This is a genomic window from Candidatus Propionivibrio aalborgensis, assembly GCF_900089945.1.
GTDB lineage: Bacteria > Pseudomonadota > Gammaproteobacteria > Burkholderiales > Rhodocyclaceae > Propionivibrio > Propionivibrio aalborgensis.
Genome location: NZ_FLQY01000386.1, coordinates 1 through 23694, shown reverse-complemented (window position 1 = coordinate 23694; position 23694 = coordinate 1). Strand labels below are relative to the sequence as shown.

Annotated in this window: 26 protein-coding genes; 4 read left to right on the top strand and 22 right to left on the bottom strand. The window is 55.9% G+C overall.

Annotation, left to right across the window (positions count from 1 at the left end; translation table 11 throughout):
* The 4 genes from accB to PROAA_RS17275 form a co-directional block, all read right to left on the bottom strand.
* Positions 1-357, bottom strand: a 357-nt coding sequence (gene accB, locus PROAA_RS17290) for an acetyl-CoA carboxylase biotin carboxyl carrier protein (RefSeq protein ID WP_186412531.1), incomplete at its 3' end; no start/stop codon positions are given.
* Positions 358-434: 77 nt separating this feature from the next.
* Positions 435-926 (bottom strand): type II 3-dehydroquinate dehydratase, encoded by a 492-nt coding sequence (gene aroQ, locus PROAA_RS17285; protein ID WP_186412530.1) that lies wholly within the window; start codon positions 924-926, stop codon positions 435-437.
* A 45-nt stretch (positions 927-971) separates the two neighbouring features.
* Positions 972-1541, bottom strand: a complete 570-nt coding sequence (locus PROAA_RS17280) for a TlpA family protein disulfide reductase (protein WP_186412529.1) — start codon at positions 1539-1541, stop codon at positions 972-974.
* Positions 1538-2128, bottom strand: a complete 591-nt coding sequence (locus tag PROAA_RS17275) for a hypothetical protein (RefSeq protein ID WP_245664332.1) — start codon at positions 2126-2128, stop codon at positions 1538-1540. Before PROAA_RS17275 ends, PROAA_RS17280 begins: the two co-directional genes overlap by 4 nt.
* Before the next feature lie 212 nt (positions 2129-2340).
* Between PROAA_RS17275 and mpl the strand changes: the two genes are divergently transcribed.
* Entirely contained in the window at positions 2341-3711 is a 1371-nt protein-coding gene (mpl, locus tag PROAA_RS17270; protein ID WP_186412527.1) for a UDP-N-acetylmuramate:L-alanyl-gamma-D-glutamyl-meso-diaminopimelate ligase, read from the top strand.
* A gap of 44 nt (positions 3712-3755) precedes the next feature.
* Here the strand turns inward: mpl and cyoE are convergent, their stop codons facing one another.
* Genes cyoE through PROAA_RS17255 form a run of 3 tightly spaced genes read right to left on the bottom strand, consistent with a single transcriptional unit; the run spans position 3756 to position 6066 of the window.
* Positions 3756-4658 (bottom strand): heme o synthase, encoded by a 903-nt coding sequence (gene cyoE / locus PROAA_RS17265; RefSeq protein WP_186412526.1) that lies wholly within the window; start codon positions 4656-4658, stop codon positions 3756-3758.
* Between the two features lie 19 nt (positions 4659-4677).
* Positions 4678-5283, bottom strand: coding sequence for an SCO family protein (locus PROAA_RS17260; protein WP_186412525.1), 606 nt, complete (start codon positions 5281-5283; stop codon positions 4678-4680).
* A 21-nt stretch (positions 5284-5304) separates the two neighbouring features.
* Positions 5305-6066: an SURF1 family protein gene (locus PROAA_RS17255; protein WP_222102342.1), complete on the bottom strand. Its 762-nt coding sequence runs from the start codon at positions 6064-6066 to the stop codon at positions 5305-5307.
* Between the two features lie 49 nt (positions 6067-6115).
* Between PROAA_RS17255 and PROAA_RS17250 the strand changes: the two genes are divergently transcribed.
* Positions 6116-6307 (top strand): twin transmembrane helix small protein, encoded by a 192-nt coding sequence (locus PROAA_RS17250; RefSeq protein WP_186412523.1) that lies wholly within the window; start codon positions 6116-6118, stop codon positions 6305-6307.
* A 149-nt stretch (positions 6308-6456) separates the two neighbouring features.
* On the opposite strand, the gene PROAA_RS17245 is transcribed toward PROAA_RS17250, so the two are convergent.
* The 8 genes from PROAA_RS17245 to PROAA_RS17210 all read right to left on the bottom strand — a co-directional run bounded on the left by PROAA_RS17245 (position 6457) and on the right by PROAA_RS17210 (position 13961).
* Positions 6457-7074, bottom strand: coding sequence for a cytochrome c oxidase assembly protein (locus PROAA_RS17245; RefSeq protein WP_186412522.1), 618 nt, complete (start codon positions 7072-7074; stop codon positions 6457-6459).
* A 134-nt stretch (positions 7075-7208) separates the two neighbouring features.
* Positions 7209-7574 (bottom strand): cytochrome c oxidase subunit II transmembrane domain-containing protein, encoded by a 366-nt coding sequence (locus PROAA_RS17240; protein WP_186412521.1) that lies wholly within the window; start codon positions 7572-7574, stop codon positions 7209-7211.
* Positions 7575-7676: 102 nt separating this feature from the next.
* Positions 7677-8513, bottom strand: a complete 837-nt coding sequence (locus PROAA_RS17235) for a cytochrome c oxidase subunit 3 (protein WP_186412520.1) — start codon at positions 8511-8513, stop codon at positions 7677-7679.
* Between the two features lie 22 nt (positions 8514-8535).
* Positions 8536-10122 (bottom strand): cytochrome c oxidase subunit I, encoded by a 1587-nt coding sequence (gene ctaD / locus PROAA_RS17230; protein WP_186412519.1) that lies wholly within the window; start codon positions 10120-10122, stop codon positions 8536-8538.
* A gap of 13 nt (positions 10123-10135) precedes the next feature.
* A complete protein-coding gene (gene coxB / locus PROAA_RS17225; RefSeq protein WP_245664331.1) occupies positions 10136-11347 on the bottom strand; it encodes a cytochrome c oxidase subunit II in 1212 nt (403 codons plus the stop codon).
* A 160-nt stretch (positions 11348-11507) separates the two neighbouring features.
* Complete coding sequence (locus PROAA_RS17220; protein WP_245664330.1) at positions 11508-12647, bottom strand: THUMP domain-containing class I SAM-dependent RNA methyltransferase; 1140 nt, start codon at positions 12645-12647, stop codon at positions 11508-11510.
* Positions 12648-12657: 10 nt separating this feature from the next.
* Positions 12658-13080, bottom strand: a complete 423-nt coding sequence (locus PROAA_RS17215) for a CopD family protein (protein WP_186412517.1) — start codon at positions 13078-13080, stop codon at positions 12658-12660.
* Positions 13080-13961: an SDR family oxidoreductase gene (locus PROAA_RS17210; RefSeq protein WP_186412516.1), complete on the bottom strand. Its 882-nt coding sequence runs from the start codon at positions 13959-13961 to the stop codon at positions 13080-13082. Before PROAA_RS17210 ends, PROAA_RS17215 begins: the two co-directional genes overlap by 1 nt.
* Positions 13962-14000: 39 nt before the next feature.
* Between PROAA_RS17210 and PROAA_RS17205 the strand changes: the two genes are divergently transcribed.
* Positions 14001-15074, top strand: coding sequence for a CDP-6-deoxy-delta-3,4-glucoseen reductase (locus tag PROAA_RS17205; protein ID WP_186412515.1), 1074 nt, complete (start codon positions 14001-14003; stop codon positions 15072-15074).
* A 5-nt stretch (positions 15075-15079) separates the two neighbouring features.
* Positions 15080-16255, top strand: coding sequence for an EAL and HDOD domain-containing protein (locus PROAA_RS17200; protein WP_186412514.1), 1176 nt, complete (start codon positions 15080-15082; stop codon positions 16253-16255).
* Positions 16256-16333: 78 nt separating this feature from the next.
* On the opposite strand, the gene PROAA_RS17195 is transcribed toward PROAA_RS17200, so the two are convergent.
* The 7 genes from PROAA_RS17195 to ilvD form a co-directional block, all read right to left on the bottom strand.
* Positions 16334-17077, bottom strand: a complete 744-nt coding sequence (locus PROAA_RS17195; protein ID WP_186412513.1) for an ABC transporter ATP-binding protein — start codon at positions 17075-17077, stop codon at positions 16334-16336.
* Positions 17031-17801, bottom strand: coding sequence for an ABC transporter ATP-binding protein (locus tag PROAA_RS17190; RefSeq protein ID WP_186412512.1), 771 nt, complete (start codon positions 17799-17801; stop codon positions 17031-17033). The genes PROAA_RS17195 and PROAA_RS17190 overlap by 47 nt, the downstream gene beginning before the upstream one ends.
* Positions 17798-18841: an ABC transporter permease subunit gene (locus PROAA_RS17185; protein WP_245664333.1), complete on the bottom strand. Its 1044-nt coding sequence runs from the start codon at positions 18839-18841 to the stop codon at positions 17798-17800. Before PROAA_RS17185 ends, PROAA_RS17190 begins: the two co-directional genes overlap by 4 nt.
* Before the next feature lie 68 nt (positions 18842-18909).
* Positions 18910-19833 (bottom strand): branched-chain amino acid ABC transporter permease, encoded by a 924-nt coding sequence (locus PROAA_RS17180; protein WP_186412511.1) that lies wholly within the window; start codon positions 19831-19833, stop codon positions 18910-18912.
* 104 nt (positions 19834-19937) lie between these two features.
* A complete protein-coding gene (locus tag PROAA_RS17175) occupies positions 19938-21335 on the bottom strand; it encodes a branched-chain amino acid ABC transporter substrate-binding protein (RefSeq protein ID WP_186412510.1) in 1398 nt (465 codons plus the stop codon).
* 192 nt (positions 21336-21527) lie between these two features.
* The gene (locus tag PROAA_RS17170) at positions 21528-21839 is read right to left on the bottom strand and encodes a c-type cytochrome (RefSeq protein ID WP_186412509.1); all 312 of its coding nucleotides are present in this window, start codon (positions 21837-21839) and stop codon (positions 21528-21530) included.
* A 177-nt stretch (positions 21840-22016) separates the two neighbouring features.
* Positions 22017-23694, bottom strand: a 1678-nt coding sequence (gene ilvD / locus PROAA_RS17165; protein WP_186412508.1) for a dihydroxy-acid dehydratase, incomplete at its 5' end; no start/stop codon positions are given.

The following is a 23694-nucleotide window of genomic DNA, read 5'->3' as shown; positions in this document are numbered from 1 at the left end:
GAGCAGTTTCATTGCCTCGACAATGCACAGTGTGTCGCCAGATTTGACTATGCTGCCGACCTCAACAAACGGATCGGAGTCAGGGCTGGCCGAACGATAGAAGGTGCCGACCATCGGCGATTTGATGACGTGCCCCTCAGGGAGATTAAGTGCTTTGCTGTCGGCGGGAGCGTCGATGGCGGGTCCAGCGGCCGGCAAGGCCACTGTTGTCGCTTGCGGCATCGTGTAAGCCTGTTGGGGAGCGGCAGTCGAGTGCTTGGCTATGCGGACTCTTTCCTCTCCTTCGGTTACTTCAAGCTCGGTGATACCCGATTCCTCGACCAGATCAATGAGTTTCTTGAGTTTACGCAGATCCATGAATCTAATCCTTTGTGAATTGATGGTTGCCAGTCGCAAAAACTGGCGGCAGAAGTGGTCAACCCGCTGCCACGAGGTCAGTCAGCATTGATCTGACTGAGAAGGTACTCAAGCGCAAGCAGGTAACCCTCGCTGCCAAGCCCTGTAATGACGCCAACCGCCAAGTCAGAAAAATACGAGTGATGGCGGAAGGTTTCGCGAGAGTGAACGTTGGATAGGTGCACCTCGACAAAGGGAATGCCTGACGCCGCCATGGCGTCCCGTAACGCGATGCTGGTATGCGTGTAAGCCGCTGGATTGAGGATGATGTAGCGTACCCTCTGTTCTCGCGCAGCGTGTACGCGTTCGATCAGGGCGCCCTCGTGATTGCTTTGAAATGATTCAAGTTCAGCGCCTACGGCTGCCGCACGACGGGCTAGGGCAAGATTGATGTCCGAAAGTGTTGCCAGGCCATAATAGTTTGGCTCGCGAGTGCCGAGAAGATTCAGGTTGGGTCCATGCAGGACAAGTAGCTTGACGGGTTCCCCGGACTTCTTATTGTCTGACGATGTGGCTTTTTCCTTCTTCATATCTGTAATATTGCCGCATATCGCAGCATTTTGTCCAGTAATCGCTCATTTCGCGATGGCGATCTTCTGCAGCAGTGCTTCAAGTTCCTGCTTGGGAAAGGGCCCCATTCTGGTCGTATGCACCCCTCCATTGGCACCCAGAACGACGGTGTAAGGCACAGTTAGGAGCGAATTGCCCAATTGCCGGCTCAGTTCTGCCCCTTCGGAGCCGGCAAGGAGAAGCGGGTAGGTGACAGGGTGCTGCTTTGAGAAATTGAGTACGTTGTCGGCAGAATCGAGCGCGATACCTACAAATTGGACGCCGTTCGCCGCATATTGCGTTTGCAATCTCGAAAAAGCCGGCATTTCCTCTTTGCAGGGGGGGCACCATGTCGCCCAGAAGTTAACCACCAGCGTTCTTCCCCGCCATTGAGACATCGCCAGCGTCTTTCCCTCCGCGTCGTTCAAGCGGGCGGCAAATAGATTCACTATGGCTTCGCTCGTGAGCGCGCCCTCAGGTGCTTCTACTACACTCGCCTCAGGTCCTCCTCGTGCTTCAATTCCGATATAGATGCCGGATGCCAGGGCGAGCACTACGGCAATAGCGCCAACAACAAACTGCCTTCTGGCTGTCATGGCGTATCCCTTGGGGTGGATGTGAGCAGCAGTCTATTAACGGCGTCAAGGCGCGCGCGCCGCCTGACCCTGCCATCATGGGTCTTTAAGGTGACTCGTTCCTCTTTAGTCGGGTAGACAATAAGATTGACGACGCTGCCCTCGTTGTGGATAGTCAGTACAGCCTCGGCGCGCTCCGAGCGGGGAGTACTGTGCTCATAGGAAATACGTTGGTTGAGAAGATAGATTTCAACATCCTTGGCGCTATCGGTGTATAGCTGGATGTCAATTTCGGCATAGCGACCAGCGGTTCCATCGAGTACAGAGCCTGTAAGATAAGGGTTGAATTTCTGCATGATAAGCATAGTTTCGCTGGCTATTCGCAGGAGATCAGCGATTCTCTCAGTGTGCTCATCAGCGTGAAAGAGGCGTTGGTAGGTACTCAATTCCATCTCAAGCTCGGCGTTATCCGGTAGCTGGGTGTCTTCTGGCAGGCCGAGGCCGTGTGCTGCCTTGCGTTTAGCCAGAGCGTAGTCGCCGATGCCATGCTCGGCAACCAAGCGCGCTGCGACACTGGCAATTCGCTTGCGTTGCTGAGCCTTGTTCAAGTTCTCGTATCGTCGGTTCATGGCGCTGGTCGCTCAGGTCTCGGACTTTGGTATTCGCGCTTTCTTCGGGAATGGTTGCATTCCTGGCGCCTCGCTACCGCGCGGATTCGCTCGTCCAGCCGGATTCAGTCGCATCGCTGCGTCAAGCGTACAATTCGCTTGGCGCGCCCGCGAACACTCGTCGCACAGACCATTCTACTTGGAATTTTTTCATGCACATTCATATTCTCGGCATTTGTGGCACCTTCATGGGGGGAATTGCACAGCTGGCGCAAGCTGCAGGTCATCGCGTAACTGGTTGCGATAGCGGCGTCTATCCGCCGATGAGTACTCAGCTTGAAGCGTCGGGCATTGAACTCGTTGAAGGCTATGGTATTGAGCAGCTTGCGCTCAAGCCAGATTTTTTTCTTGTGGGAAACGCCATTTCGCGAGGCAACCCCCTGCTTGAGGAGATTCTGGACCGGGGTTTGCGCTATGTTTCCGGACCGCAGTGGCTATCGGACAACGTGTTGCAGGGGCGTTGGGTGTTAGCAGTCGCCGGCACGCACGGCAAGACTACGACTTCCGCGATGTTGGCCTGGATTCTTGAGGATGCCGGCTTGAGTCCTGGCTTTTTGATCGGTGGAGTTCCGATGAATTTCGGCGTATCTGCACGATTATCGGGAAATGTCGGCGAATCTCCGTTCTTCGTGATCGAGGCCGACGAATACGACACGGCGTTTTGTGACAAACGCTCCAAGTTCATTCATTACCGACCGCGAACAGCAATTCTGAATAATCTGGAATATGACCATGCGGATATCTTCGCCGATCTTGCTTCTATCGAGACGCAATTCCATCATCTTGTGCGTACTTTGCCGCGAAATGGCCTGCTGGTAAGCAACGGTGGAGAAAGTAGCCTCGAACGTGTGCTCGCCCGCGGTTGCTGGACGCCCATCGAGCGCTTCAACCAAGCCTTCGACTGGCGCATGGAAGGTGACGATGCGGATGGCTCGTTACGCTTGATGCATGGTGAAGAAGTCATCGGTAAGGCGAATTGGAGTCTGAACGGCGAGCACAACCGTTCCAACGCAGTATCAGCACTACTTGCCGCGCGACACGTTGGCGTGCCGTTCGATATAAGCCTGGAAGCCTTGTCGCGCTTCAAAAATGTCAGGCGACGGTTGGAACTGCGGGGAACGGTCCGCGGAGTGAACGTCCTCGATGACTTTGCTCATCATCCTACTGCCATCGCGACGACGGTGTCCGGGCTGCGTCGCAGAATCGGGTCGGGCGCAGAAGCGCCGCGAATTCTCGCTGTTCTGGAACCGCGCTCGAACACGATGAAGCTGGGTGTGATGAAGGCGCAACTGCCAGCAAGCCTCGCCGACGCCGATCTGGTGTTCTGCTATTCCGCCAAGCTCGGATGGGACGCTTCAGAAGCTCTGGCGCCATTGGGCCACAAGGCACAGGTTTCCGACGATCTGGATGGCCTGATCCGCAACATCGTCGCTGCTGCCCGACATGGCGACCAGATACTGGTGATGAGCAACGGTGGTTTCGGCGGCATTCACGACAAGTTACTGGCTGCGCTGGCCGATTAAACCGGAATCTTTACAGATAAAGCTCATATCGTTCGTGCGTTGGATTACACAAAATGATCGGCCAATAGCGCAGCAAAGAGCAAAGTCAGATAGATGATCGACCAGCGGAAAGTGCGTCTGGCCAGTGCATCGCTGTAGTTGCGCCAAAGCGCAAAGGTGTAGGCTAAAAAGATGACATCAAGTACCAGTACCGTGGCGAGATACCACGGCCCACTCATGCCCAGAGTGTAGGGCAACACTGTAGCGCCTGTAAGCATGACGACATAGAGAAAACTGTGAAAACAGGTAAGCTCGATTCCGTGCGTGACGGGCAGCATGGGCAGACCGGCTTTTACGTAATCCTCACGGCGATAGCAGGCGAGCGCCCAAAAGTGCGGTGGGGTCCAGATGAAAATGATCAGGAACAGAACCAATGCTTCAGGGCCGACACTGCCGGTCATTGCTGCCCATCCGAGCAATGGGGGCATGGCGCCTGACGCTCCGCCGATCACAATGTTCATCGGCGTAGCTGGTTTCAGTACGATCGTGTAGATGATCGCGTAACCTAGAAAGGTCGCAAGAGTCAGCCACATGGTCAGTGGATTGACCATGGCGTGAAGCAGCCAAAGCCCAACACTGCCAACTAATGTGGCCAAGGTCAGTGTTTCTGCCATCGGGGCTTTACCGTTTGCCGTGGCGCGCCAACGGGTACGCGCCATCTTCGCGTCAACCGTTCTTTCAACCAGGCAGTTGATCGCTGCTGCAGCACCTGCGACGAGCGCAATGCCAATTGATGCAGACAGAAAGACGGTTAGGGGAGGGAAGCCGGGTGAGGCGAGAAGCATGCCGATCATCGCTGTGAAGACAATCAGGCTATTGACGCGCGGTTTGCACAAATCGAAGAAATCAGAGATCCGACGCCCAGCCGAGCGGTTCGAATTCGCCTGATCTCTAAAGGTGGCGGGCATACGATATCTCCAGATAGCTTTAGCGAACCCAGGAATACTTCAGCAAGCGCTCAAGATCCTTCAGCACGCCACGCATATCGATTGGCTCGGCGTAGCGCATCATGACGTTACCGAGTGGATCAACGATGAAGACCTTTTGCCCACTGTCACCCAACAGACTGCGCCAGACGTTGACCTCTGTGCTGGCTTTTGCCATTGCAACGACAATATCCGGGAGGCGCTGCTGCAATTCCGGTAATGCTGGCGTGCTATGAGTGCCAGATGAATCAATGCTCACGAGAACCCGCAGCAGGCGGTCTTGCTCCTTGTTTAGTGCGAGGTGAACCTGCTGCATCAGTTGCAGGCTTTTTTCGCAATCCTTGTCGCATGCGCCGTTGACGGGCAGTACGAGTAACCACTTTCCTCGAAAGTCCGAGGCCGGCAGGGGTCGTCCATCGGCATGGCTGAGACCGGTTTCCGGCAGTGGGATCGGTGGCTGGAGAAGATCTCCATGGTTAATGTATTTCTCTGGGCGCCAATCCAGCCAGAAGAGCCCTGAACCGACAACGAAGGGAAGAACAAATACCGCAGCAAGTAACAGCAGAGTGTTGCGTTTTGAATTTGATGTGGGCGTGACTGCAGTCATGGTGTGTATTTCCTGAAAGCCTCAGGATTTTCGTCGGAAGTTCAAAACAAGCCAGAGTACAATGGTGGTTGCGGCCATACTCCACCACTGGAAAGCATAGCTGAGATGTGATTCGAGTCGTTCGTCGGGGCGACGCCACTCGCGGGCAAATCCTCCAGCCGCGCTTTCCGGGTCAAGTTCGACGACGAAGGGTTGGATCTGAAAACCAACGGCTTGGCTATAGCGCTTCAAATCAAGGTTTTGCCAGACGCTGTGCCATCCGGTCGTGCTGTAACCGTCATCTCCAAGCGTAAAGAAATATGTGCCGGGAATGGCGGCCGTTCCGGAAACTTCAACCATCCCGGCGGGTGTTGAGACTTGTGGCACGTCGCGATACTTCGCTAGCGCTGGAATCCAGCCGCGATTGATCAACACGCGAATTTCGCTGCCGCCGAGCCTTAGCGGGGTGATAACGTGATAGCCGGCGCGTTCATGAAGGGTGCGATTGGCGATCAATACTTGGTGCTGTGGCTCGTAATTCCCTTGTGCGACAACCTTGCGGTAGCGTAGCGATTGCGGATCTTCGACTCGCGCTGCCGGTATCTGAATTGCCGGTTCGGTGGCACGCATATCCAGCTGCCTTTGCAGGTTGCCTTTGATAGTCGCCTTGTTCCACTGCCAGTTTCCGGCGAATATGAAGAGGGGTAACAGTAAGGCCGCAGCCAGCGTGGGTAACAGCCGCGGTCGAAAACGGCGCGTGGAGTCTGACAGTTTGTCTTCTTGCGAAACTGGTGGTGTTGCCACATCATGCTCAGTGCGGGCATAATTTGAACTCACCTTACTGGAGTCGGCAATGCTCAAGCTCATCATCCTTGTCATGTTGATTGGCGTGATCGGCAGCCTGTTCTCCGGCCTTTTCTTCCTCTACCGAGATCATGGCGCAGGCGACCGAACAGTGAGAGCGCTGACTTGGCGCATTGGACTGTCGTTCACGATCTTCATATTGCTGATGCTTGGTTCTCGTTTTGGACTGATCCACGGCTGAGTCCCGCGGGAGGAGCAGCGAAACACCCATTATTTCGGGGATCGAGATAGTAAAGACCTCAGGCTGATTGCTCTGGAACGCAGTTCCAATCCGAATTTCAGTTCCATTTCCGGCATTTTGCCGACATTCGGTTTGTCCGGACGCCGGAGTCAGCGTGAGACTTGGTTTTTCACCGCCGATTTCTCACCGTCGACATGAAAGAATGCATAGGCAAGGGTGATCGTATGGATGTCATTATCGATTTCCGGTTTGACGATGAAAGTCAATGGTAATTCCTTCGTCTCGCCCGGAGCGAGGGTTTGTTGCGCAAAGCAGAAGCAATCGATTTTCTCAAAATGTTGTGCGGCCAAACCCGGAGAAACGCTCGGTATGGCTTGCCCAACAATGGTTTTGTCCGAACGGTTGTGTACGCGGTACTTGACCAGATGCAGTTCACCCGGATGCAGATCCAGCTTTGAAGTCATTGGCAGCAGTTCCCATGGCAGGCCGGGCATTACGGTGCCTGTAAATTCGACCGTCACGACGCGGTTCATGTCGATGCTGCTGGGTGGTGCCGTGACTGACTTGTTGATACCTCCAAAACCGAAATTGCCGGCTTGTGCCGCATTTCCTGTCTTTCCATTAAGTCCAGTGACCAGGCAAAACGCATCATATAGCGGCACTAACGCGAATCCGAAAGCGAACGCCAGAACGACGAGTGCAAGCAGCTTCTTGAGCAGACGGCGGTTGGTTTGTCCAAGTGTTGGACTACTGACAGACAGGGGCATTTGACTGCATCAGCTTTTCAAAAATAACACGAGGAAGAAAACGGCGCACGCAACGGCAGCGATAGTCCAGCCCAAACGTCGATTGTCCGCATTTCGCTGGTTGCCCATTGCCGAATCTGAGGTCTTCGTTGTTGTCATCTGTGAGCCCTGTAAGCGGTCACTAAAACAGATTCCTCACTGTCCGCTGCTGAACTCCTCAACGTCTGCGTGCTGTCGACCAGCGAAGACAAGGCTGACGTCTGGTTTTGCGCAATGGTTAGACCGCCTTCCTTCAGGGCATGTGCATTGCGGTCTTTCGGAGCGTTGATCAGCGCGATGTCAACGAAGGCAAGGATGGCAAATGGAACGAGTGCCCACAGCCACTGCACCGTCCCGTTCGCCCCAGTGAGCTTCGCAGTCGAGTGGTCGCAGTTTCTGCGGTGTTTGAACATCGAATGCATCATGATCGCAAATACCACCACAAAGAGGGTGCTAAGAACGATCATAAAGCTGTCATGCATCCGCAATCGGTTTCTCCAGTGATCCAATAAAACCGTCGAACAAGGGAAGCTGCATCGGCAATCGGGAAGAAGTAAGGTATTGGCCGGAGAGTCCGGAAGAGCCTATAACCAATAGATAAAAATGAACAGCAACAACCAGACCACATCAACGAAGTGCCAGTACCATGCTACAGCCTCGAATGCGAAATGGTGGCTTGGTGAAAAATGTCCGGCCATAGAGCGCAACAAGATGACGATAAGCATGACTGTTCCCATAATGACATGGAAGCCGTGAAAACCCGTCAGCATGTAAAAGGTCGCGCCATAAATACCATCACGGATGGTGAAAGCCGCTTCGCCATACTCATGAATCTGCATGCCGATAAAGATGACACCCAAGAGAACTGTCAGTGCCAGGCCGAGCTTTAGCTGAAATTGATTGTCCTTCTGCAGGCCCCAATGTGCCCAAGTTACGGTAGCTCCTGAAGTCAGAAGAATCAGGGTGTTGATTGCAGGAATTCCCCAAGCGTTAACCGGCGAGATAACTGTGTTCAAGCCAGGACCGGCCGTTGGCCAGGCCGCACTGAATCCAGGCCACAACAACTGCGTGTCGGCGAGCCATGGCACAGCGAAACTTCGGGCGTAGTACAGGGCACCGAAGAACCCTGCAAAGAACATGACCTCAGAAAAAATAAACCACACCATCCCCCAGCGGAATGAGAGGTCAACCTGTTGGGAGTACTTGCCGGCCAGACTTTCCTTGATAACTGCGCCAAACCAGCCGAATAGCATGACCAGCAGAATTCCAACCCCTAGTGTCATGATATAGGGGCCAGCAGCGATCTTGTTGATTAGGAGGACGAAGCCGGTAGCTAAGGTGAGAAGAGCAACCGAGCCGACTAAAGGCCAGATCGAAGGTGGAGGGACGTAATAGACGCTGTCGCTGGAATGTGCTTGCATGGCTTCTTTCCCTTCGTATGGCCTATTTGATTACCGGGGGAGTGACAAACGAGTGATACGGTGGCGGCGATGTCTGAGTCCATTCCAGCGAGTCAGCGCCATCCCACGGCTTGTTCCCAGCGGGTTTGCCGCCTCGTACGCACTTGATCACCACATAAAGGAACAACAGTTGACTGACGCCGAGGAGAAATCCGCCAAGGCTGGCGATCCTGTTGAAATCGGTGAATTGAAGCGAATAGTCGGGAATGCGCCGTGGCATCCCGGCCAGGCCAAGAAAGTGCATTGGAAAGAAGGTGATGTTGAAGGCAATGGCCGTCAGCCAGAAGTGCAGTTTGCCGAGCTTCTCGTCATACATGTGCCCAGTCCATTTTGGCAGCCAGTAGTACACGCCAGCCATAATGCTCATTGCGGCTCCGGAGAAAAGCACGTAGTGAAAGTGGGCAACCACATAATAGGTGTCCTGCAACTGAATATCCACAGGAACCAGCCCCAGCACCAACCCGCTGAAGCCGCCGATGGTAAACAAAAAGACAAAGGCCAGCGAGAACAGCATTGGCGTTTCAAAGGTGATTGAACCCCGCCACAAGGTTGCTACCCAGTTGAAGACCTTGATACCGGTAGGAATCGCAATCAGCATGGTCGCGTACATGAAGAAGAGCTGTCCGGCAACCGGCATGCCGGTGGTGAACATGTGGTGCGCCCAGACAATGAAGGAGAGAAACGCGATCGAGGCAACCGCATACACCATAGAGACGTAGCCAAACAATGGCTTGCGTGCAAAGGTCGGGATGATCGTCGAGATAATGCCGAATGACGGCAGAATCATGATGTACACCTCAGGGTGCCCGAAGAACCAGAAAATGTGCTGGAACATGACCGGATCGCCACCGCCGGCCGCGTCAAAGAAATGAGTGCCGAAATGGCGGTCGGTGAGCAACATGGTGATTGCGCAGGCCAGCACCGGCATGACAGCTACCAGCAGATAGGCAGTAATCAGCCAAGTCCAGACAAACAAAGGCATTTTCATCAAGGTCATGCCGGGTGCACGCATGTTGAGAATGGTGGTGATGATATTGATGGCCCCCATGATCGACGAAACGCCAAGGATGTGAACAGCAAGTATTGTCATGTCATAGGCTATACCGCCCTGAATATAGAGGGGGGGGTACATTGTCCAGCCACCGGCGATGGCACCGCCAGGCACAAAAAACGAAGCGACGAGCAGTGTGCCTGCGGCGGGCAATAGCCAGAAACTCCAATTGTTCAAACGGGGGAAGGCCATATCGGATGCGCCGATCATCAGCGGCACCTGCCAGTTGGCGAAACCAACCAGTGCGGGCATGATGGCTCCGAAAATCATGATCAGGCCGTGCATCGTCGTGAGCTGGTTGAAGACATTGGGGTGAAGCAATTGCAGTCCAGGCTCGAACAGCTCGGCACGTATCAGCATTGCCAAGGCGCCAGCGAAGAAAAACATGAACAAACTGAACCACAGGTACAGCGTGCCAATGTCCTTGTGGTTGGTACTGGTCAACCAGCGCATGACGCCAGAAGGAGCATGGTCGTGATCGTGATGGTCTGCGGCGACGTTGACTGCGGTTGTATTCATTCCTGACTCCTTCTTACTTGCGATGTGCAGCAATATCAGCCGGCTGCACCACATCGCCAGTCTTGTTGCCCCAGCTGTTGCGTTCGTATGTGACGACTGCAGCGATATCAAGATCGGACAGTTGCTTGCCAAAGGCCGCCATGGCCGTTGCCGGCTTACCGTTGATGACAATATCTATATGGCCTGCCTTGTCTTCATTAACCATCTTCGATCCACTGAGTCCGGGGAAAGCGCCTGGAAGACCCTCGCCGTTGGGCTGGTGACAGGCCGCGCAATTGGCAGCGTAGACCTTCTCGCCGATATCTTTGAGTTCGGCTAACTCGTATACCTTGTTGGCGTTTGCCGCTGCCGCCGCCACCAAGGCGATCTGCTCGTTTTTCCAGCTTGCGAATTGTTCCGGAGGAACGACTTCAACAACGATAGGCATGAAGCCATGATTGACACCACACAGCTCGGCGCATTGGCCCCGGTAGGTGCCTGGTTTGTCGACCTTGAACCAGGTATCGCGAATGAACCCCGGTATGGCGTCCTGCTTGACGCCAAAGGCGGGAACCCACCAAGCGTGGATAACATCACTGGCGGTCATCACCAAACGAACTTTCTTGCCTGCAGGGACGACCATAGGCCGGTCAACCTCAAGCAGATAATGCTCGCCCTTGGGTTGCAATCCCTCTATCTGTTCTTTCGGAGTTGAAGAGTTGCTAATAAATCGAATGTTGTCGCCCAGATACTCATACTCCCACTTCCATTGGTGAGCGGTAACTTTGATCGTGAGATCTTCCTTGCTCGTGTCCTTCATCGATACTACCAAGGCTGCCGCCGGCCATGCCATATAGATGAGAATCAGGATGGGTATGATGGTCCAGATAATTTCCACAAGAAGATTGTCGTGGAATTTTGCTGCCACGTGCCCTACCGATTTGCGGTGCCGCACTAACGCCAAGGCCATCGGAATGAACACAACGATCAGGATCGCAAGGCATATCCAGAGAATCAGGGTGTGCAGGTCGTATATGGATTGAGCGAGGTCCGAAGCCGGCGCGGGCAGATTCAAAGCATATTCTGCTTGGGCCATTGTGGGGATCAACCCCGCAAGCAGGCCCCACAGCGAATAAACAGGGAAGAATGAAGGTCCGGAACGCCGGTCCTGGAAATTTTTCACTTTCAAGATTTCTCCTCCCTTACTCTTTTTTGGGGTTGCAACAAGTGCAATATTTTGCCACATTTACCCAGAAATTTCATTGACGTTCATATAATTTTTGAATATTTATTCATTCTGGCTCGTCTTCTATTCCCTCTGAATAGCACTGTTCGTCGTACTACCCTCTTGGGGGTAGCGGCACATCAAGAAGTGAAATTGTCGCGCAATCGCCGTTTTAAGGCCATCAACGCCGATTGCTTCCCGCGACCATTTTGAATTCGAACAGTCGGCATTCCATGGCGCCGTTGTAGAGTGGCGTTTTCTTGCTCGACATCAGGCGCATCAGTTTGGGCATGCGCATGTCGGCTGACAGCAGGTAACAGTTCCAACCGGCAAATTTGCGCTTGAGCGCGCTTCCAAGCTGCGGGTAAAAAGCAGCTAGCTCATCCTGCTCGGACAGGCGTTCGCCATAGGGTGGATTGGTGACCAGTACGCCCGCCTTGGCGGGAGCATCGATTTCCAATATGTCGCCCGAACTCAGCGTAACCGCAGTGAGCAAGCCTGCGCGGTCAAGGTTAGCCAGCGCGGCACGCACGGCGACTGGCGATATGTCGCTTCCGTATATCTGTGCATTGGCGGCAGGCTTCTCGGCATCCATGGCGCTGTCGAGCAGATGTTTCCACTCTTTGAGTCTGAAGTTCCTCAAACGCTGGAATCCGAAGTCGCGCCCGGCGCCCGGCGCAATGTTGAGTGCTATCTGCGCTGCTTCTAGGAGAAAAGTACCGCTACCGCACATTGGATCGAGTAGGGGAATACCGGGCTGCCAACCGGAAAGACGAAGAATGCCGGCCGCTACATTCTCTTTCAGCGGCGCCTCGACGGTCTTCTGACGCAGTCCCCGCTGGTAGAGCGGTGCGCCCGACGTGTCGATGTACAGTGTACATTCGTTGGCGCTCAAGAAGCCGTGGAGACGCACTTCCGGTTCGCGCGTATCCACGCTGGGGCGCTTTCCGACATCTGCCCGGAAACGGTCACAAATGGCATCCTTGATGCGCAGTGTCATGAATTCAAGGCTCCTGAGCGGACATTTGACCGCCGTGATATCGACGCGAATCGTCTGGCTGGCACTGAACCATGTCGGCCACGGCAAGGCAAGCGCCTGTCGGTAGATGTCGTCTTCCTTTGCGTACGGCCCTCGGGCAACCCGCCACAGAATGCGGGTGGCGATACGTGAATGCAGGTTGGCCGCATAGCAGGTTGGCCAATCGGCGACAAAATGCACTCCGCCGGGAATCTGCCTTGATTCGGCAACACCCGCCACGGCAAGGTCTTCCGCAAGCAAAGGTTCCAGGCCGCGAGGGCAACTGGCAAAGAAGTTTTCCAAAAAACGTATCCTAAAAAGGTTTGAATGTAACCAGGAAAACAATGGCCAGCAGCAGCAGCACGGGCATCTCATTGAACCAGCGAAACCAGACGTGGTTGAACTTGTTCTTTCCGGACTGAAATGCTTTCAACAGTTTTCGACAGTACAGGTTATAGCCAACGAGTACGACCACCAGCATTGTCTTGGCATGCAGCCAGCCGCCGGAAACGCCAAAGCCAAGCCACAGCCAAAGGCCGAAAGCAATGGACAGAAAGCCGATCGGGGTCATGAAACGGTACAGTTTTCCGGCCATCAACAATAACCTGTCGTACTCGGCGGTGCTCTCCTGCGGGACCATCGCCAGATTGACGAAGATGCGCGGCAAGTAAAACAGGCCGGCAAACCAGCTGATTACCAGCACAATATGCAGTGCCTTAACGACAAGATAAGCCATCACCGATTCCTTTCCTGCCAGGCCGCATTCACCCCATCCACAACCAGCGGGAAGCGCAATTTTGCCCGGAGTTCCTTTTTGATCCGTTGGTTGTCGATCCGGCGCGATTCACTCATGAACGACAATTGAAGCGCCGACATTTGCTGCTGTGCCTCGCTGCGCGAAATGCGTGGTGGTCGGGGCAGGCCGAAGCGGTCGGCGACGAGATCGAAATATTCGCCCATTTTCATCGCGGAGTCGTCAGTCGCGTTATAGCAGCGATTGGCGCGTCCGTAACGTAGCGCCGCACAGCTCAGCATGGCCAGGTCGTCGGCATGGATGTGGTTGGTGAACACGTCGTCTTCGGCCCGTAGCGCATGGACTCGCTTTTGCAAGCGCTCAGTTGGCAAGCGATCGGCAGCGTAGATGCCGGGCGCACGCAGGATGCTGACGCGAATACCGTTTTGGCGTCCAAAGCGACGCAACTGGTGTTCGGCATCAAGGCGGCGCATGGCGCGGGCACTGGTTGGGTGGGGGGGCCGAGTTTCATCAATACGCGCTCCGCCGCAGTCGCCGTATACACCGCTGGTGCTGATGTACACGAGCCGCTGTGGTAGACTTTTTCCCCGTGCCAGCGCTGCGAGCAGGCGACGTGTGCGGGTATCCACTACGCCACGTTCGGGAGGGGGCGCAAAATGCAGCACGATGTCGGCGAGTCCGCTGATGCGTTGCAGACTTGATGCATGATCCAGATCGGCACGGATGGGACGGGCTCCGTTGGCACGCCAGGAAGCGAACTGCACGGGGTCGCGCAGCAGGGCGAATACCCGATAATGCCCGAGCAAGCGGGGCAGGACTCGAAAAGCAATATCACCACAGCCGACGATCAGAAGTTTTTGCACGGCGCAATTTTACCGGATTCATATTTTCAGGGAGATTAGATGGGGTTCCTGGTCAGCGTTCAGCCGGGTTTGCACTCTCAACACGAATTTGAGGCCGAGGCTGACGAGACCATCCTCGATGCGGCATTGCGGCAGGGGCTTCTGATGCCCTATGGCTGTCGCGACGGTATTTGTGGCACCTGCCGGGGGAGAGTGTTGAGCGGAATTGTCGATCATGGCAAGGCGCCGATAGACACCCTGAGTGAAACTGACCGCAGGGCCGGATTTGCCTTGTTTTGTTGTGCCAAGGCGCAAAGCGATTTGGCCATCGAGAGCAGAGAAATTCGTTCCGCGCAGGAAATTCCGGTGAGAACCCTGCCGGCGCGAGTGCAAAAGCTTACGCTTGCAGCACCCGACGTGATGATCGTTGAACTCAAACTCCCGGCTAGCGACCGACTTCAGTTTTTTGCCGGGCAGTACATCGAGATATTGCTGAAGGGAGGCCGCCGGCGAGCTTTTTCGCTGGCCAATGCGCCGCACGACGACGGTTGCCTGCAACTGCATATCCGGCATGTGCCGGGCGGCCAGTTTACCGATCATGTGTTCAACGCCATGAAGGAGCGCGACATTCTGCGTATCAACGGGCCTCATGGCAGTTTCTACCTGCGTGAGGATTCCGCAAAGCCGATGCTGCTGGTCGCTGCGGGCACTGGTTTTGCACCGATCAAGGCCATCGTCGAACATGCCATTGCCGAAAAAACGACGCGACCGATGGCTATCTACTGGGGCGGGCGGGAACGCGCCGATCTCTACCTGATGCTCTTGCCCGAACAGTGGGCGCGACAGCCTGGTATCCGATTCGTTCCGGTGTTGTCCGATACGCCTCAGTGCGAGAAATGGTGCGGGCGAATCGGTTTTGTCCATGCGGCGGCCATGCAGGATTTTCCTGATCTTTCCGGCCATCAGGTGTATGTTTGTGGTTCGCCGGAAATGGTAGCTGCAGCCCGACGCGATTTTGTCGGAAAATGCAATCTGCCGGAGAACGAGTTTTTTGCCGATTCATTCGAATTTGCCAATGACGACGTGTCCGCTATAACAGATCTGGCCAAAAACCCTTCCAATATTTCAGGTTGATTGCCATGCCCGATGTCTATATTTCGCGACAACCTCTGGTCAACCGCCAGAGCAAGATCATTGCCACCCGCCTGACGCTTCATTTTGACGACGGTGCATCGACGAAAGACGCAGCCAAGACCCTGGATGCCCTGACGGAATTCTGGCCCCTGGGTGAAAAACTTGTCTTCATCAGCTGTGGCAATGCGCCTTGTGATGCGGAATTGCTCGACTGGCAGATCCCTGAAAACGCAACCATCGAAGTCGATTCGGCTTCTTTTGTAGAGCCTGAGGCGGCTATCCTGATTGACGCCCTGAAAGCGGCGAACGCCTCGCTGTGTCTGGTTTTTGACACGCAGGCGAAAGCCGCACTTTCGTCCGGTGTCTCCTTCCGTTTCATCGCGTTCGATGCTCAGCGGTTCTCACCTGCCCAACTCAAGAGCTTCGCAGCTCAGACGCAGCCTTATGGCATCGGTGTGGCGATCAACGTGCGCGACAGTCAGGGGTTTCAGGACTGTCTGGACGCAGGGGTGAATGCTGCCGCCAGTTGGTTTTTCAAACACCCGACAAAAGCCCCGGCGAAGGCGCTGAGCCCAGGGCAGGCGCAAATCGTCCGCGTGCTGAATCTGGTGCGCAAGAATGCCGATATCAAGGAAATCGAAGCGGCGTTGAAACAGGACGTGGCGCTTTCCTACAAGCTTTTGCGTTACATCAACTCAGCCGGCTTTGGTCTTTCCTGCGAAGTCCAGTCATTCCGCCACGCAGTGACCATACTTGGGTACAACAAGCTGAACAAATGGTTGTCGCTCCTGCTAGCCACGGCGAGCAAGGACCCGATGGCGCCCGCGCTGATGCACACGGCGCTGACGCGTGCACGGCTGATGGAAGTACTGGCGCAAGGTCTTGTCGACCGGCAGGAGTATGACAACCTGTTCATCACCGGTGCCTTCTCCATGCTCGACGCTTTGCTGGGGGTGGATATGGATAAAGTGCTCGAGTCCATGAGTCTGCCGGAACCCATCTGTGACGCTCTGCTGGGTAATGGTGGCGTGTACGGCCCCTTCCTCGACCTGGCAAAATCAAGTGAGGGCGAGGATGGAAAAGAACTCGCCGAACAGGTGGGAATGCTCGGCCTGTCCGCCGACCAGTTCAACCGGGCCCAGATGCAAGCCCTGGCCTTTGCCGACACGATGGAGTTGTAGGGAGCCTTGAACCGGGAAGGCCAGAAACGCGAATCCTTTGACGCGCTAGTTGAGTCGGGTCTTCAGCGGTTTGCCGCCCTACTCGCCGAGATAGGCTTCTCGCACCTTGGGGTTGGCGAGCAGTGTGGCTGACTCGTCGGTAAGCGTAATCTCGCCACTTTCCATGACGTAACCGCGCTGGCTGACTTCAAGCGCCAGTTTGGCGTTCTGTTCTACAAGCAGCACCGTCATGCCCTTATCGGCAACCGTGCGAATCACCTCGAAAATTTTTTGTACCATGAGTGGTGCGAGTCCCATCGATGGTTCGTCCAGCAGCAGCAGTTTTGGCCGGCACATCAGGGCGCGTCCGATTGCGAGCATCTGCTGTTCGCCACCGGACAATGTTCCGGCCAACTGGTGTGCGCGCTCCATAAGGCGTGGGAAAAGAGAAAACACCTGTTCGCGGTCCACTTCGATTTCGGCTTTATCCCGGCGAACGTAAGCGCCCATCAGCAAGTTTTCGCTGACGCTCATGCGCGGGAACACCCCGCGCCCTTCGGGTACCAGTGCGATGCCTTCGGAAACCAGTTGATGCGCTGGCAAGGCGGATAGCTCCTTGCCGCAAAAACGAACGCTACCACCCGCTGAATCGAGCAGACGGGACAGGGCCTTGAGCGTACTGGTCTTGCCTGCACCATTGGCGCCGATGAGGGCGACCATCTCACCCTGGTTGATGTGGAAGGTGATGCCGCGCACCGCCTGAATGCCTCCGTAGGCGACGCGCAGACCGGTGACTTCAAGCAATGCTGCCTCCCAGATAGGCTTCGATGACCTTGGGGTCATTTTGAACGACGGACGGAATGTCTTCGCAGATTTTTTGCCCGTAATCGAGTACGGCGACTCGGTCGCACAGACCCATGACCAGCTTCACATCGTGCTCGATGAGCAGGATGGTAATGCCGTCCTTGCGAATGCCCTCGATGAGCACGCGCAAATCGGTGGTTTCGGCACCGTTCATTCCGGCCGCCGGTTCGTCGAGCGCCAGCAACTTAGGGTCCGTCGCCAGTGCGCGGGCGATTTCGAGCCGGCGCTGGTCACCGTAAGACAGGTTTCGCGCCAGATCATTGGCACGGTCGGCGATATTCACATAATGCAGCAGTTCCTCGGAACGGCGTCTGATGGCGGCCTCTTCGTTGATTGTGCGGCGGTCATGCAGGACGGCACCAAACACGCCGGCATGTGTCCTGACATGACGTCCGACCATGACGTTCTCCATCGCAGTCATGTTGGCGAACAATCGGATATTCTGGAAAGTGCGCGCGATGCCGCGCTTGGCCACCTTGTGCGGAGCGCTGGCCTGAAGTTTTTCGCCGGCGAACACGAGATCACCGCCATCGGGATGATATAAGCCCGTGAGGACGTTGAAAAAAGTGGTCTTGCCGGCACCGTTCGGTCCGATCAGACCATAGATCTCACCCTGCTTAATGGTCAGCGAGACATCGCGCAAGGCCGTTACGCCACCAAAATGCTTGTCGATGGCACGCGCCTCGAGGATGGTGACGCTCATTCTCCTTCCTTCAGCACATCGGTTGTCGATTCACCCTTGAACTCGCGCCGACGGGTGGTTGACGGCCACAAGCCGGCCGGGCGGTAAAGCATGACGACAATCAGCGCAAGACCGAAAAGCAGCATGCGCAGTGCTTCCGGATCAAGCAGGATGGCGTCGAAGAGCGCAAGTTGAACCGGGCCGGCGCCGTGGCGGAATATTTCCGGAAGGATGGTTAGCAATACGCCGCCGAGGATGACGCCAGGGATGTTGCCCATGCCGCCGAGCACCACCATGCACAGCACCATGATCGACTCCATCAAATTAAAGGATTCGGGGCTGACAAATCCCTGGAAACCGGCAAACAGCCCGCCGGCGACCCCCCCAAAGCTGGCGCCCATGGTGAAGGCCAGCAGTTTGATATTGCGGGTGTTTATGCCGCAGGCCTTGGCTGCGATCTCGTCTTCACGGATGGCGACCCAGGCACGGCCGATGCGCGAATTCTCCAGCCGGATGGTGACAAACACGATGAACAGGGCAAGGGCGAGAAAAAGATAATAGTAGGCGTGCAGTGAGGGAATCGTGAAGCCAAGAAAGTCTATGGGCTTGGCCAGCGTGATGCTCCCGAAGTGCAGCGGATCGATGCCGGATACGCCCTGAGGTCCGTTGGTGATGTTGATGGGGGCGTTGAGGTTGTTCAGGAAAATCCGCACGATCTCGCCAAAGCCGAGTGTAACGATAGCCAGATAGTCGCCGCGCAAGCGCAGGGTTGGCGCACCCAGCAAGGCGCCGAAAAACCCGGCGAGTGCGGCACCGGCCGGGATGATCAGCCAAACGGGCAAATGCAGTCCGAAATGCGGGCTGGCGAGTAGCGCGTACAGATAGGCGCCGACTGCGTAGAAGGCGATGTAGCCGAGATCGAGCAGACCGGCAAAACCGACCACAATGTTCAGACCGAGCGCCAGCATGATGTAGAGCATTGCGAAATCAATGATGCGCAGCCATGAGTTGCCAAGACCGCTGCCAATCATGAAAGGCAAGGCGGCGAGCACGATGCCCATGACGACGCTTGCAATAATGGCGGCGCGTTTGCTGTGGGCGACGTTTTCGAGTGCGGGTAGCAAGGTCATCATGCGCGCTCGGATACTCTTTCGCCAATCAGTCCGGAGGGACGGAAAACCAGTACGCCGATCAGCACGAAGAACGCGAAGATGTCCTGATAGTGGCTACCGAGAAAGCCACCGGTCAGGTCACCGATGTAGCCGGCGCCAAGTGACTCGATGAGGCCGAGCAGAACGCCCCCGAGCATGGCGCCGGCGACGTTGCCGATGCCGCCCAGCACAGCTGCGGTAAACGCTTTCAGCCCCAGCATGAAGCCCATGTTGTAGTGGGCAATCGAGTAGTTGGCGCTGACCATCAACCCGGCTACAGCCGCAAGCGCCGAGCCGATGATGAAGGTAAATGAGATGATCTGGTTGATGTTGACGCCCATCAACCGGGCAATCGGCGGGTTCTCAGAGGTTGCACGCATTGCGCGCCCGAGACGTGTGCGGTTGATCAGAATCATCAGGCCGGACATCATCAGAGCGGCGACCAGCACGATGGCTACCTGCAGGCTGGTGATTGTCGCGCCGAAGATGTTAAACGCAGACGTTGGCAGGATTGGCGGGAAAGCGTGATAGTTGCGACCCCAGATCAGCATGGCGAGATTCTGCAGGACGATGGAAACGCCAATGGCGGTGATCAACGGGGCGAGCCTTGGCGCGTGCCGCAATGGCCGGTAGGCAATACGTTCGATCGTAAAACCGACGGCCATGCATACCGTCGCCGCTGCGGCAAGCCCGAACAGGATGACAATGAACACGGGCAGGCCACTGCTCTCAAGCAGCTTGATCACCGTCAGGGCGACCATTGCGCCGATCATTACGACTTCACCGTGGGCAAAATTGATCAGGCCCATGATGCCGTAAACCATCGTGTAGCCCAGCGCAACCAACGCATAGATGCTGCCCAGAATCAGGCCGTTGATGATTTGCTGGATGAATATGTCCATTGTCGGGAATGCCTGAAAATGTGCCTGGGTATGACGCGATGCGGTACTAAACCGAACAAACAAACGGCACCCTCAGGTGCCGTTTGCATTGTTACGCGGCTTGCCTACTTCTTCTCTACTGCGGCCTTGGTCGCGTCTGCTGCTTCCTTCACGTCCTTCGCAACTTCGGTAGCAACCTTGGCGCCTTCCGTGGCCGCGTCCTTCATGGCGTCCTTGGCGGCTGCATCGGTCGCAACAGCAGCATCCTTCACCGCGGCCGCGGCATCCATTACCGCTTCCTTGGCCATAGCCATGGGCGAGCCACCGATGGTTTCACGGTACTCCCACTGTCCATCCTTGACCTGATACATGCTGATGGAACCGCCCTTTATATCGCCCTTGTCGTCAAACTGCACCTTGGCGCTAACGCCCTGGTAGTCGGTCTTGCCGATTTCGGGAAGGAATTTGGCCGATTCAACCGAATTCGCGCGCTTCATGGCGTCGGCCATGACCATCACAGCATCGTAGACGTAGGGTGCATAGAGCTGGATTTGGCCATACTTGGCCGTAAAAGCTTCACCGAAAGCCTTGCCGCCCGGCATCTGGTCGAGCGGAACACCTGGCAAGGAGCAGTACTGACCCTCACTGGCGGCACCGGCGAGCTTGATGAATTCCGGTGTGCAGCCACCGTCACCCGTAAGGAACTTCGCTTTTACTCCCAGCGACTTCATCTGTTTGGCCATTGGACCGCCTTGTGCGTCCATTCCGCCATAGAAGATCACATCCGGCTTCTTTGACTTGATCTTGGTCAGGATGGCCGCGAAATCGGTAGCCTTGTCGTTGGTGAATTCGCGTGCAGCAATCTTGCCACCAGAAGCAATAACCGCTTTTTCAAACTCGTCGGCTAGACCCTGGCCGTAGGCGGTACGGTCGTCGATGATGGCGATCTTCTTGCCACCCATTTGATGCGCGGCAAATTCGCCAAGAACCTTACCTTGTTGCACGTCATTGGCCATGACGCGGAAAGCCGTGGCAAATCCCTGCTGTGTGTACTTTGGATTGGTCGCCGAACCGGAAATTTGCGGGATGCCGGCATCGAAATATATCTTGGAAGCCGGGATGGTCGTCCCTGAATTAAGGTGGCCGATCACTCCGTTAACCTTGGCGTCAACCAGCTTCTGGGCGACGATGGTGCCCTGCTTCGGATCGGCCTGGTCGTCCTCCGCGACAAGATCGAACTTGATCTTGGCGCCACCGATTTCGAGGCCTTGAGCATTCAGCTCGTCAATTGCCATACGGGCGCCGTTCTCGTTGTCTTTACCCAGATGGGCTTGCGGACCTGTCAGCGGTGCGACGTGGCCAAGTTTAACCGTCAGCTCTGGCGTCGGTGGTGGTACCGGAGCGGCAACCGGAGCGGGTGCAGGAGCGGCGACTGGCTTGGGTTCTTCCTTCTGCCCGCAGCCGATCATTGCAATAGCGGCCGCGATGGCAAGTGTCATGCTGGGAATGCGCGGGTTCGACATGTATATTCCTCCGGAAGCGGTATGAATGAAAAAAGTGGACACAGGGGGCGATTCTGCTGACCTATCACCTTGATGTCAATGTGTAGTTGAGGCGGCTTGCCTCGGGGTGATGCAACACGTTAACCCCCAAACAACAAGACCGGTTGGAACCGGTCTTGTTGGTCTATGTTGGAGTGTAACTCCTGAGAAAGCCTACTTCAGGCTCAAAATCCAGGTAACCAGCTTCTTCGCCTCGTCGGGTGTGACCGACGCGTTTGGCGGCATCGGGATCTGACCCCAGTTACCCTTGCCGCCCTTCAGAACCTTCTCGACAAGCATTGCTTCGTCCTTGGCCGTGTATTTCTTGGCGATATCCTGATACGACGGTCCGACGAGCTTCTTGTCAACCGCATGGCATGCCAAGCAATTCTTGGACTTGGCCAAGGCCGTTTCGTCCGCTGCTTGTGCTGCACCGGCGGACAGGAGGCCGGCCGCAACCAGCAGGGATAGGTAAATTGTCTTCATTCTCTCTCTCCAATGATGAAAGGTGATTGCCACGGGGTGATCATATTCCAACTTGCTACCAAATCTCAAGGGCGACATGAGATTGCAATGGGGCAAACAGACTAACGCGTGGACCCAGGATAAAGTTGACCGCGATTTGACCACGACCCGGGTGGACAGGCTTTTCCTGATGCGAAGTCAACGACGCTTGAGCAGGCTGAGGTCGCGCACCGCACCGGTCGACGCCGAAGAGGCCATCAGCGCATAGGCCTGCAAGGCTTTGGAAACGATGCGCGCTCGCTCGGATGCCGGCTGCCAACTTTGCTCGTTCCTAGCATCCATTGTTTCACGGCGTTGCTGCAATACGGCGTCGGTCACCGCCAGATGAATGCGCCGGCCGGGAATGTCGATTTCAATGGTGTCGCCTTCTTCGACAAGCCCGATGGCTCCGCCCTCGGCGGCCTCCGGTGAGACGTGACCGATGGATAAGCCTGAGGTGCCGCCCGAGAAGCGTCCGTCGGTGAGTAGTGCGCAGGCCTTGCCCAGGCCCTTGGACTTGAGATATGAGGTCGGATAAAGCATCTCCTGCATGCCGGGGCCGCCTTTCGGGCCTTCATATCGAATAACCACGACCTCGCCGGCAACGATCTGGTCCGCGAGAATGGCTTGCACCGCGGCATCCTGGCTTTCAAAAACCCGCGCCTTGCCGCTGAATGTCCAGATGCTTTCATCAACACCGGCTGTTTTTACGATACAACCATCCAGCGCGATGTTGCCGAAGAGCACCGCCAGGCCACCCTCTTTCGAGTAGGCGTTGGACTTGTCGCGAATACAGCCTCGCGTCCGGTCAAGATCGAGTTCCGGGTAACGACGATTCTGCGAGAACGCTGTCTGGGTCGGAACTCCGCCGGGTGAAGCGCGAAAGTATTCGTAAACCTTGAGGTCGCGAGAATGATGCATGACGTCCCAGTGCATGATGGCTTCATCCAGCGTCCTGCTGTGTACAGTCGGCACACCGAGGTGCAGCAGCCCGGACCGTTTGAGTTCGCCGAGGATGCCGTAGATGCCACCGGCGCGATGCACATCCTCGATGTGATACTTGTCTGTCATTGGAGCCACTTTGCACAGGCAAGGTACCTTGCGCGAGATCCGGTCAATGTCCTGCATCGTGAAAGCGATGCCGGCTTCCTGTGCCGCTGCCAGCAGATGCAGAACGGTGTTGGTTGAGCCACCCATCGTGACGTCGAGCGTCATGGCGTTCTCGAAAGCTTCAAAGGAGCCGATTGATCGCGGCAGCACGGACGCATCGTCCTGCTCGTAGTAGCGGCGGCAGAGTTCGACGATCTGGTGTCCGGCCTTGACGAAAAGCCCCTTGCGATCGGCGTGGGTGGCCACCAGCGTTCCATTGCCCGGCAATGACAAGCCGAGCGCTTCCGTGAGGCAGTTCATTGAGTTGGCGGTAAACATGCCGGAGCAGGAACCGCAGGTCGGGCACGCCGAGCGTTCGATCTCCTCAAGATCGGCATCCGAAATCGTGCTGTCGACCGCTTTGACCATCGCGTCGACCAGATCGATGCTGATCGTCTTGCCGCCCAACTTGACCTTGCCGGCTTCCATCGGGCCGCCCGAAACGAAGATGGCCGGGATGTTCACACGCATGGCCGCCATCAGCATGCCCGGAGTGATCTTGTCGCAGTTCGAGATACAGACCATGGCGTCGGCGCAATGCCCATTGACCATGTATTCGACGGAATCGGCGATCAAATCCCGCGAAGGCAGTGAGTACAACATGCCGTCGTGCCCCATGGCGATACCGTCGTCGATGGCGATGGTGTTGAATTCCTTGGCAATACCACCGGCCGCTTCAATCTCACGC

What these genes read in the sequence shown, in the direction of transcription:
- aroQ (WP_186412530.1), bottom strand. Translation starts at nt 926, where the DNA reads ATGAAGAAGGAAAAAGCCACATCGTCAGACAATAAGAAGTCCGGGGAA.
- PROAA_RS17280 (WP_186412529.1), bottom strand. Translation starts at nt 1,541, where the DNA reads ATGACAGCCAGAAGGCAGTTTGTTGTTGGCGCTATTGCCGTAGTGCTC.
- mpl (WP_186412527.1), top strand. Translation starts at nt 2,341, where the DNA reads ATGCACATTCATATTCTCGGCATTTGTGGCACCTTCATGGGGGGAATT.
- cyoE (WP_186412526.1), bottom strand. Translation starts at nt 4,658, where the DNA reads ATGCCCGCCACCTTTAGAGATCAGGCGAATTCGAACCGCTCGGCTGGG.
- PROAA_RS17260 (WP_186412525.1), bottom strand. Translation starts at nt 5,283, where the DNA reads ATGACTGCAGTCACGCCCACATCAAATTCAAAACGCAACACTCTGCTG.
- PROAA_RS17250 (WP_186412523.1), top strand. Translation starts at nt 6,116, where the DNA reads ATGCTCAAGCTCATCATCCTTGTCATGTTGATTGGCGTGATCGGCAGC.
- PROAA_RS17245 (WP_186412522.1), bottom strand. Translation starts at nt 7,074, where the DNA reads ATGCCCCTGTCTGTCAGTAGTCCAACACTTGGACAAACCAACCGCCGT.
- PROAA_RS17240 (WP_186412521.1), bottom strand. Translation starts at nt 7,574, where the DNA reads ATGCATGACAGCTTTATGATCGTTCTTAGCACCCTCTTTGTGGTGGTA.
- PROAA_RS17235 (WP_186412520.1), bottom strand. Translation starts at nt 8,513, where the DNA reads ATGCAAGCACATTCCAGCGACAGCGTCTATTACGTCCCTCCACCTTCG.
- ctaD (WP_186412519.1), bottom strand. Translation starts at nt 10,122, where the DNA reads ATGAATACAACCGCAGTCAACGTCGCCGCAGACCATCACGATCACGAC.
- coxB (WP_245664331.1), bottom strand. Translation starts at nt 11,347, where the DNA reads ATGTGGCAAAATATTGCACTTGTTGCAACCCCAAAAAAGAGTAAGGGA.
- PROAA_RS17215 (WP_186412517.1), bottom strand. Translation starts at nt 13,080, where the DNA reads ATGGCTTATCTTGTCGTTAAGGCACTGCATATTGTGCTGGTAATCAGC.
- PROAA_RS17205 (WP_186412515.1), top strand. Translation starts at nt 14,001, where the DNA reads ATGGGGTTCCTGGTCAGCGTTCAGCCGGGTTTGCACTCTCAACACGAA.
- PROAA_RS17200 (WP_186412514.1), top strand. Translation starts at nt 15,080, where the DNA reads ATGCCCGATGTCTATATTTCGCGACAACCTCTGGTCAACCGCCAGAGC.
- PROAA_RS17195 (WP_186412513.1), bottom strand. Translation starts at nt 17,077, where the DNA reads ATGACCCCAAGGTCATCGAAGCCTATCTGGGAGGCAGCATTGCTTGAA.
- PROAA_RS17190 (WP_186412512.1), bottom strand. Translation starts at nt 17,801, where the DNA reads ATGAGCGTCACCATCCTCGAGGCGCGTGCCATCGACAAGCATTTTGGT.
- PROAA_RS17185 (WP_245664333.1), bottom strand. Translation starts at nt 18,841, where the DNA reads ATGGGCATCGTGCTCGCCGCCTTGCCTTTCATGATTGGCAGCGGTCTT.
- PROAA_RS17180 (WP_186412511.1), bottom strand. Translation starts at nt 19,833, where the DNA reads ATGGACATATTCATCCAGCAAATCATCAACGGCCTGATTCTGGGCAGC.
- PROAA_RS17175 (WP_186412510.1), bottom strand. Translation starts at nt 21,335, where the DNA reads ATGTCGAACCCGCGCATTCCCAGCATGACACTTGCCATCGCGGCCGCT.
- PROAA_RS17170 (WP_186412509.1), bottom strand. Translation starts at nt 21,839, where the DNA reads ATGAAGACAATTTACCTATCCCTGCTGGTTGCGGCCGGCCTCCTGTCC.